The sequence below is a fragment of the Amaricoccus sp. genome, assembly GCF_017995835.1.
Lineage (GTDB): Bacteria > Pseudomonadota > Alphaproteobacteria > Rhodobacterales > Rhodobacteraceae > Amaricoccus.
Genome location: NZ_JAGOID010000127.1, coordinates 1 through 7298, shown reverse-complemented (window position 1 = coordinate 7298; position 7298 = coordinate 1). Strand labels below are relative to the sequence as shown.

The window sequence follows — 7298 nt, the reverse complement described above, 5'->3', positions numbered from 1 at the left end:
GAATAAAAACGTCTATAGATGAGGTGAATTCATCTAGAGCGAGGGGCGTCGTGCGGACTTCGATCAAGGCGATTCAAGCGTTTGAGGCGGCTGCCCGCCTCGGCTCCTTCGCGCTCGCGGCAGACGAGCTAGCGGTGACGCCCTCGGCGATCAGCCACCAGGTGCGCCTCCTCGAGGACCAGATCGGCATCCTGCTCTTCCAGCGGGTCCACCGCTCGGTGCTCCTGACCGACGCGGGTCGCGCCTACGCCGGGGAGGTCATCGCCGCCTTCGCGCAGATCGACACCGCCACGCGCGCCACCGCGAACGCCGGCGGAACCACCGCGCTGACCATCCACTCGACGCCGAGCTTCGCGAGCCAGTGGCTGATGCGCCGCCTGCCGCTCTATGGCGAGGCGCATCCCGAGATCGACGTGCGCCTCCAGGCTTCGGTCAATCGGGTCGACCTCGGGCAGGGGGTCATCGATGTCGACATCCGCTACAACCCCGGACCGGCGCCCGCAGGGGCGATCACCTATTCCTTCCCGGACGACGTCATCGTGCCGATGTGCGCGCCGCGCCTGGCAACCGGTGCGCGACCGATCCGCACCATCGCCGACCTCGCCGGCCACACGCTGATCCACGGCGAGATCAACATTGTCGGCTGGCGCGACTGGAGCCGTCGCAACCGCCGCGCCAGGCTCGACCTCGACCGCGGGCCACGCTTCGATCGCTCCTTCATGGGCCTCCGCGCCGCCGTCGACGGCCTCGGCGTCTGCCTCGACAGCATGCTCCTCGCCGAACAGGAAATACGGAGCGGCCAGCTCGTCGTCGTGCTTCCCGAGACAGCGATGACCGCCCGCGGCCACGGCTTCATCACATTGCGATCGAAGAGCGCCACGCCGAAGGTGACGGATTTCCGCGATTGGCTGTTCGCGGAGCTCGAGCAGAGCAGGACGTGGTGGCAGTCATACACTCTCGCCGAGACCACCAGAGCGAAACCCTATTAGTCGGCCTCGTCTCCTGCAGCGGTAGATGTCGAGCGCGAGACGTGTAAACAGCGCCGCCATGTCGCGCGCCGTCGCAGCTCGGGAAGGGTGTCCCGCCCACGCTCGCGCGAGCTGGCGGGCGCGTGTCAGCTCGTAGCGTTGCGCCTCGGGCTTTGTCACGACGGCTGGCCGGTTGCGCGTCGGGATTCATAAGGGCGATCGGGGGTTGTACCCGATCGCCTCGTGGGTCTGCGGTGACGCCGACCTCTAGTGGAGCGACTCCAACGCTTGGAACCCTCGTGTGCGAGCGGCGATGATGGCGTCTGGGTCGGCGCGCCAGATGAAGGGTTTGGGGCTTGATTGTGCTCCGCGACGAAGCGGTTGATTGCGGCCTGGAGGTCGACGAGCGAGCAGAACACGCCGCGCTGGAGGCGGCGCTTGAAGAGCTTGGCGAAGAAGCCCTCGACGGCGTTCAGCCAGGAGCTCGACGTCGGGGTGAAATGGAAGGTCCAGCGCGGGTGCCGGGCCAGCCAGCGCCGCACTTCCGGAGTCTTGTGCGCGGCGTAGTTGTCGAGGATCGCGTGAACCGACTTGTCGTGCGGGATCTCGCGCTCGAGCGTGTTGAGGAAGCGGATGAATTCCTGGTGCCGGTGGCGGGCCATGTTCTTGCCGATGACGGTGCCGTCGAGCGCCGCGAACAGCGTCGTCGTCCCGTGCCGCTTGTAGTCGTGGGTCATCGTGCCCATACGGCCCTTCTTCATCGGCAGGCCCGGCTGGGTACGATCAAGCGCTTGAATTTGCGACTTCTCGTCGACGCTCAGCACCACGGCATGGGCTGGCGGGTCGACATAGAGCCCGACGATGTCGTGGAGCTTCTCGGCGAAGGCCGGATCGTTGGAGAGCTTGAAGCTCCGCCACCGATGCGGCGCGAGGCCATGCGCCTTCCAGATGGTCTGGACCGTCGAGACGGCCAGGCCAGAGACCTCGGCCATCGCCCGCGCCGTCCAGTGCGTCGCCTCGTGCGGCGGCGGCGCGAGCGTGCGGCGCACCACCTCGTCGACGCGCGTCGCCTCGATCGGCGCCTTGCCGGGCGGCCGCGTCTTGTCCTGCAGGAGCCCGTCGACCCCGGCAGCCATGAACCGCTCCTGCCAGCGCCAGACGCAGGTCTTCGACTTGCCCGTCGCTGCCATGATGGCGTTCGTGCCCAAGCCATCGGCGGTACCAAGGATGATCCGCGCGCGCCAAACATGCTTCTGCGGCGTGTTGCGATCGGCGACAATGGACGCCAGACGCCGGCGATCGGCGGCCGAGACCGAAATGGATATCCCGTTGCGCATGTCGCAGACTCGCATATGCCGCGGCGTAAGGGAATCCAGATCAGGATTCTTCCGTTTCGGCTAAACCACTAGATCGCCCGAAGTTGGAGTTTTCGGACTCTCTCTCAATCCAGGGGTCCGGAAGGAGCAGGTCATAACAAACGTGCACTTGATTCCAGACATATAAATGAAGGGGCCTCGGATCGAGGCCTGGCGCGAGATTCGAGTGGCGGATCGATGGTCTGAAAGTCGGCCGGCAAAAAGACTTCGAGCACGCCTCGCTTCCCCCCGCGTCGCCCGACCTGGACGATGACGTCGATGGTGCGGGCGGCGTATTCCAGCACGTCCTGACGGGTCTGGCGGTGGCCGACCCGCATCACCATCAGCGCCAGCCGCTCAAGCGCCAGCACCGGACTGTCCGCGTGGATGGTGCTGATCGACCCGGGGTGGCCGGTGTTGATCGCTTCGAGGAACGCCAGCGCCTCCTCGCCGCGCATCTCGCCGAGGATCAGCCGGTCCGGCCGCATCCGCAGCGCCGCGACCAGAAGCTGCGCCGGCGTCCGCTCCGAGGTCGCGCTCCTCTCGGCGATTAGCGCCACGCCGTTCTCGTGCGGCAGGTGGAGTTCCCGCGCGTCCTCGATCGTCACTAGCCGCTCGGCCCGGTCGGCCAGCGACAGGAGCGCTCGTGCCACCGTCGTCTTGCCTGACGACGTGCCGCCCGAGACGAGGATGTTCATCCGCTGGTCGATCGCCTGCTGGAACAGCTCGGCGAGCCGCCCGGCCTGGGCCAGCTTCGCGATCTCGGCGAGCCGCGCCCGTCGCTCGCCCTCGACGCTGACCTGTCGCCCCTCCAGGAACCCGATCTCGCCGACGTCGAGGATTCGCGAGACGTACTTCCGGATCGAGAGCGAGGCGCCGTCCTCGACCGCTGGCGGCACGACGATCTGCACGCGCAGGACCTGGCCGAAGGCGTGCAGGCTCCCCGAGACGATCGGGTGCTTCGGCCCGAGGACGTTCTTCGTTTCGCCGGCGAGGTGCTTGCTGAGCTGCAACACCTTGCCGGGCGGGTAGTGATGTCCTGTCCGTACCATGTGCTCGGCGTCGGCGCGCTCGGCCCAGACCGCGCCGTCGGGATTGATTGCCACCTCGTTGACGTCGTCGGCGACGAGCAGCGGCCGGAGCTCGCGCAAGCCATGCTCGGCGTGGCTGCGGGTCGCGGGCAGGGCAGAGGTCTCGCCCATCAGAACACCAGGTCGCGGTTGACGAAAACGGTGAGCCGGTCGCCCTGGTCGACGTTGATCGTCGGCGCGATCCGCAGATAGGCGTCGAGCGCCGAGCGCGAGGTAGACTCGAGATCGCCGCCCATGGCGTCGATCGCGTCGGCGACATCCTCGTCGGTCTCGTCGTCGATCGCGAACTGCGGCCCAAGCGCGAAGACCGAGATCAGCGCGGCCGAGCCGAACCGCTCCCAGAAATGCGTGTCGACATGCCCGGTCTGGCCGCTCCTCCCGAGCGCGTCCGCGCCGATGCCGCCGAGCGCGACGCTGGCGCCCGCCGGCGTCACCGCGCGGTTCCAGGCGATCAGCGCCCGGCGCTGCGCGATTTTCACGTTCGAGCTGTAGGCGCCGATCAGCCGGGTGCCGCGGGGAAGGAGGGTGGTCGACCCGTCGTAGGAGACGACGTCCTCGGTCAGCACCGCGCGGATCGCGCCAGGCAGGTCGGTGTTGATCGCGGTCTCGAGCACGCCCTCGAGGATCGTCCCTTGCACGATCGTCCGCGACGGATCGGCGAGTTGCTCGGCGCGAACAGTCTTGTGGGTCTGCTCGGCCGCGGCGGCGAGGAAGCCCTCGTTCTCGGAAAGCCGGCGGCCGCCGGCGCCGCCGGCCGAGGTCTCGCCGCCGTTCACCCCGTCGATCACCACGCCACTCGAGGCGATCTGCGCCTTGTCGATCGCCTCGCGGCGCTTCTTCTCCTCCTCCATCCGCTTGCGCGCCTCGGCTTCGGCGGCCGCGCCGCTCGGGTCGATGCCGGCGGTCACCGGGTTCTGGGCGAGGAGCTGGCGGCGCACCTCCTCGCGGAGCTGCGCGGCGTTGGCGTCGAGCATCGCCTGCAGCTGCTCCTGGGTCAGGCCGCCGGGCTGCTCGGCCAGCGCCTTCAGGCGGGCCTCCATCTGGTCGAGGCGCAGCTGGTCCTCGGGGCTGAGTCCGTCAGCCTTCGGCTTTGCCGCCGGCAGCTCGGTGGTGAGCGGGGCGGTGTCGACCGCCTCGCCGCGCGGCACCTCCGTCGAGATCCCGTCGGTGAAGGCCGCCGGCTGCTGCATGTCCTGGGGACGCGAGGTCCCGAAGCCGAAGAGCGAGCGGACCTGCTGCGGGGCGAAGACCCAGAGGGAGCCGATCGCCAGCAGGACGAGGACCAGGATGCCGACGGCGATCCGCGGCCCGCGGCCCGGGCCCTGCGGTGCCACGCGCCGGTTGATGCGCTCGAGGCGGTCGAGCTCCTCCTGGCTGCGGTCGGTCATTTCCGGAGGCCGGGGGTGGTGGCGGTGGCCGGCGTCGCGGTGGCGGCAAGGTAGCCGGTGCGGAGCGCCGCGGCGCGGCGACCGCCGGGGACGGTCTTGATGACCCGGCCGTGGGCGACACAGAGCTCGTCGTCGCCGATGCGCAGCGTCCAGCGATCGGAGGTGCCCATGACGACGGCGCCGGTCTCGGTCTCGCGGACGTTGATGATGCTCTCGCGGCCCTGCTCGTCGACACGGAAGATCGCCGGCCGCGGCGCGTCGGGCGGGAACTCGAAGGTGGTGCGCCGGCCGTCGTCATAGATCGCCACGGGCCGGAACGCGGCCTTCGGCCCGGCGACGTAGTAGTTCGGGTCGCGCGGCCGCGCCTGCTCGACCTGGCGGCTCGCCACCTTCGCCCGCTCGCGTTCGGGGTATCGAAACCCGATCCGGTAGTTGAGCGTCGACGAGCCCGCCGGAACCGGCACGGCGCGGAGCTCGAAGGTGTAGGTGTTCTGGGAGGTGTAGACCGTCATGTTGGTGCGGGCGCCGGCGATCAGCGGCTTCACCGCGAGCACGTTGCCGCTCTGCAGGCGGATCACCTGCCAGCTCTCGCTGTCGCCCATCAGCACGCTGTCGATCGCCTCGCCGGGCGCGAACTCGATCGATGTGATGATCTTCATCGCGAGATCAAGGCGGTACACCGTGTCCTTGGAGTAGGTGTACTGCTTGATCCGCGGGTCTGCTCCGACCGAGCGCGGCGAGGTCTCGGCCGATGTCGGCGCAGCCCCGAGGAGCGCGAGGGCGAGAAAGCTCGTGGCGGTGAGGAGGCCCGGTTTTGTGAGCGTGCGCATGTCGGTCATCCCTTCCCGGTGCTGGCGTCGAGGGTCTCGGCGTCGATGCGATAGCTGGTGACGGTGAAGCCGAGCGGGTTCTGCCACACCGCCTCGAGCGTGCGTTCGACCCGCGGCTGGAAGGCGAAACCGACGGTGGCGACGAAAGCACGCACGACCGGCGGCAGCCCCGGCTGCTCGAGGGTCCGGGTGAAGCGCACCTGGGCGGTGGCGTCGTTCAGGACCGCAATCGAGCGCACCTTCACCCGGATCAGGCTGTCCTCGCCGTAGAGCGCCGGTGGGTACTGGTCGGAGGCCTGGGTCCAGAGCGCGCGGAGCGACGTCGCCGCCTGGGCCTGCGAGGTGGCGAGGACGGCGGGGATGCGCTCGCGGTTGTCGGCGGTGTCGTAGGTCTCGCGCTCTGTGACGTAGCGGACGAGCTCGGCCTGGCGCACCGCGTCGGTCTCGGCGAGATCGGCCGGCCGCGTCGAGACCACGAGCTCGGACTCGCCGGACTGGCGGTCGACCATGACGACGTAGGGGCGGATTTCCTTGAGCGGCAGCAGGACGACCATCGCTCCGACCGCGCAGAGCGCCGTCGCCAGCGACAGGCCCGCCATCCAGCCAAAGAGCGCCGCACGACGCTGGAGGCCGAAGAAGACTTCGTCCTCGAACCGGTGAACGGTGTCGGTCCTCTGGGACATGGGCTGACGGACTCCTTGTCGGTGGCGCCGCGACGGAAAGGGCGCGCGAGAGATGATCGGGATCGGTGATCGCCCTTAGCCCGGCGGCGCCTTGCTCTTGTCGGAGGCCGTGCGCTCGCCGCCTCGGGCCGCGGCGCGCTGGCGCCGCCGCTCGCGGGAGAATTGCAGCATGCCGGCCTGGCCCGCCTCGAAATCCACCCCGAGATCGGTCCGGCGGCCCATGGTCGCCATCCGGGTCTGGGTGCGCTCGCGCGCCTTCTTCCGGGCCTCGTAGTTCTGTACCAGCTCCTGCGCGCCGGCCGCCGCCCTGGCGCCCATGCCGCCCTCGGTCGCGCGGGCGGCGCCGACGGCGGAGGAGACCGCCGCGACCGTCGGATGCGCGGTCCGCGCCGCGGCCTTGATCGCGCCGCCGGTCATCGCCGCGCCACCGGCCATCTGACGGGCCTCGCGGACACCGCTCGCGGTGGCGACTACGGTGCCGGCGAGGCCGTTCACCATCGTTGGCACCTGGGACATGAGGAAGATCGCTGCGAGAGCGACGATCAGGAAGGCTGCCGCATCGGTGAGCGTCGCCGCGTTGTTGATCGTCCCGAGCAGGCCGGTGCCGATGCCAACGATCGCCCCCATGACGCCAGCAAGCACCAGCGGGATCAGCGCGAATCCGAGGGTGAATTTTGCCCAGCTCGCAAAGAGATCACTGGTGCCACGGAAAAGCAGGCTGGCGATGAATAGGGGCGCCAGCGACACCGCCATCGCGAGGCCGATCTTGGCGATCCCCGCCACGAGGATCGCCACGCACGCCATCAAGGACCCGACGATCGCCAGGACAATCGAGAGCAGGCTGATCGAGAAGAAGCCGCTCTCGTCGGCCGCCCGATCGGAGAAGTCGAAGATCGACGTCACCATTTCGTCCAGCGCGCCGTTCAAGGTCGTCGTTGCCGACACGTTGAGAAGGGCAGCGCCGACCGAACTCGGGACATTGG

General features: G+C 69.0%; 6 protein-coding genes and 1 pseudogene. 1 reads left to right on the top strand and 6 read right to left on the bottom strand.

The genetic code is table 11. The features are described from left to right. The first annotated feature begins 50 nt into the window (after window positions 1-50). Window positions 51-989 (top strand): LysR substrate-binding domain-containing protein, encoded by a 939-nt coding sequence (locus tag KBA23_RS14770; protein WP_290742395.1) that lies wholly within the window; start codon window positions 51-53, stop codon window positions 987-989. Window positions 990-1235: 246 nt separating this feature from the next. Here KBA23_RS14770 and KBA23_RS14765 read toward each other — a convergent pair. From KBA23_RS14765 to KBA23_RS14740, 6 genes and pseudogenes are all read right to left on the bottom strand, one after another. Continuing rightward, window positions 1236-2305, bottom strand: a pseudogene (locus KBA23_RS14765) (IS630 family transposase). A gap of 131 nt (window positions 2306-2436) precedes the next feature. Then, entirely contained in the window at window positions 2437-3525 is a 1089-nt protein-coding gene (locus KBA23_RS14760; protein ID WP_290742392.1) for an ATPase, T2SS/T4P/T4SS family, read from the bottom strand. After that, on the bottom strand, window positions 3525-4802 hold the full coding sequence (locus tag KBA23_RS14755; protein ID WP_290742388.1) for a TrbI/VirB10 family protein: 1278 nt from the start codon (window positions 4800-4802) through the stop codon (window positions 3525-3527). Before KBA23_RS14755 ends, KBA23_RS14760 begins: the two co-directional genes overlap by 1 nt. Continuing rightward, a complete protein-coding gene (locus KBA23_RS14750) occupies window positions 4799-5632 on the bottom strand; it encodes a TrbG/VirB9 family P-type conjugative transfer protein (RefSeq protein WP_290742385.1) in 834 nt (277 codons plus the stop codon). Before KBA23_RS14750 ends, KBA23_RS14755 begins: the two co-directional genes overlap by 4 nt. A gap of 5 nt (window positions 5633-5637) precedes the next feature. Next, a complete protein-coding gene (locus KBA23_RS14745; RefSeq protein WP_290742382.1) occupies window positions 5638-6315 on the bottom strand; it encodes a virB8 family protein in 678 nt (225 codons plus the stop codon). Between the two features lie 75 nt (window positions 6316-6390). Then, window positions 6391-7298: type IV secretion system protein (locus KBA23_RS14740; RefSeq protein ID WP_290742380.1), on the bottom strand; the 908-nt coding region annotated here is incomplete at its 5' end.

Excerpts from the sequence above, each read along its gene's own strand:
- KBA23_RS14760 (WP_290742392.1), bottom strand. The coding sequence starts at position 3,525 with ATGGGCGAGACCTCTGCCCTGCCCGCGACCCGCAGCCACGCCGAGCAT.
- KBA23_RS14755 (WP_290742388.1), bottom strand. The coding sequence starts at position 4,802 with ATGACCGACCGCAGCCAGGAGGAGCTCGACCGCCTCGAGCGCATCAAC.
- KBA23_RS14750 (WP_290742385.1), bottom strand. The coding sequence starts at position 5,632 with ATGCGCACGCTCACAAAACCGGGCCTCCTCACCGCCACGAGCTTTCTC.
- KBA23_RS14745 (WP_290742382.1), bottom strand. The coding sequence starts at position 6,315 with ATGTCCCAGAGGACCGACACCGTTCACCGGTTCGAGGACGAAGTCTTC.